Source organism: Chryseobacterium sp. AG363 (assembly GCF_003610675.1).
Classification (GTDB): Bacteria; Bacteroidota; Bacteroidia; order Flavobacteriales; family Weeksellaceae; genus Chryseobacterium; species Chryseobacterium cucumeris.
This window is the reverse complement of sequence record NZ_RAQF01000001.1, coordinates 1-1,491: the sequence shown is the minus strand read 5'-3', so window position 1 is coordinate 1,491 and position 1,491 is coordinate 1. Positions and strand designations below refer to the sequence as shown.

The 1,491-nt window shown below is 36.6% G+C and carries 1 protein-coding gene and 1 pseudogene; both read right to left on the bottom strand.

Going from position 1 to position 1,491, the window contains the following annotated elements; translation table 11 throughout:
* Nucleotides 1-716: pseudogene (locus DEU39_RS00010) on the bottom strand (OmpA family protein); the annotation flags it as partial.
* Nucleotides 717-927: 211 nt separating this feature from the next.
* The coding region (locus tag DEU39_RS00005) for an OmpA family protein (protein ID WP_147367534.1) at nt 928-1,491 on the bottom strand (564 nt) is incomplete at its 5' end.

Below are 1,491 nucleotides of genomic sequence, written 5' to 3'. Positions count from 1 at the left end.
ATAGCGCTGTAAGCATCACCGCCTCCGTCAAATTCATCATCACCTGTTACCACATACATTAATCTACCTTCAATGTCGATTCTTCTGTTTACTTTAAACTTCAGACCTGTACCAGCCTGGAAGAACAGAGAACCTAATTGGAAAGGTTTGATTTCAGTCATTAATGTCTGTTTGTTACTTCCGTCTTTCTGGTATGCTCTGTAGGCAATAGTACCAATACCAGCATACCCGTGAAGTGCCCATCTGTAAGGGGAGTGGTTGTCCACTCTTCTTAACAGGTTCGAGAAGTTAATGTCTCCTAATAGAGAGATTGCGTCATACTGAGTTCTTGCTCCTACTGCTGATGCATCGGGTGCAGCATTTTTAGTATTGAACCATCCTTGTCTGGTTTCACCTCTGTCATATTGTAAATTGATCCCAAAAGCATGGGTAATCGCTTTATCAATACTTACGTAGGCTGAATATCCAAAAAGGTTTTTACCGTTACCATTTTTGATAGAAGTCAAATCTGCTGACTGAAGAAGTGGAACACCTACACCAGCAGAAATAGACCAATCATTAAATCTTTTAGATTGATTGGTGAATGGGGAAACATTAGCAGATCCCGAAGAAAATGTATTAGGATACTCTCCTTTTGAAACTGCCGTTGAGTCTTGTGCATAAGTGGCAGAAGGAATTGCCAAAGCTAATGCAACAATTGCTAAACTTAATTTCATAGTGTTATTTTTTTAAGTTAAGTTATTTTAAATGATTTTTTACGCTAAAAAGTGATTTTGTATTAATTTTTTTCAAAACAAACTTATTGATTACTAACGTATTTCACACAGTTGTCCTGAAAATAATGATAAAGGTATGTAAAAAAAATCGTAGTAGAAAAAAAATAAACCGAAAAGAGCAATTCTTTTCGGTTTAAGAAGTATTTGAAATTTATTTCTTCTTTTTCTTAGCAGGAACTTTTTTTACTGCTTTTTTTACAGGAGCATCTTCATAGTCTTTCTTTTTGATAGAATCCCATTCTGAACTTTCTATAAATCTTACAGTAACTTTTCTGTCTGCCATTCTTTCAGCATCTGAAGCTGATGCCGGGATCGTTGCTTCTGCAGAACCAACTCCTCTAGATTTTAGTACATTTTCATTAATGCCTCTGTTTTCAAGAGCTCCTACTACAGCAGCTGCTCTTTCTTTAGACAATCTAAGATTGTAGGCTGCATTTCCTTTGATATCTGTATGTCCGGTCAACAAGTAATTACCTCCGTTTTCTTTAATAATTGAAGCTGCCAGATCCAATTTTTCGTTAGATTCAGGTCTGATGGTAGCTTTATTAAAGTTGAAATAAATATCCTTAAGGGTTTTCTCTACTTCTACAGCAGTTTCCTTATGATCTTTAACGATAGGGCATCCGTTGTTTTCAACAGGTCCTGGAACTGTTACACACTTATCGTAAAGGTCAATTACACCGTCTAAGTCTGTATCAAGCGCAACTCCGGCACC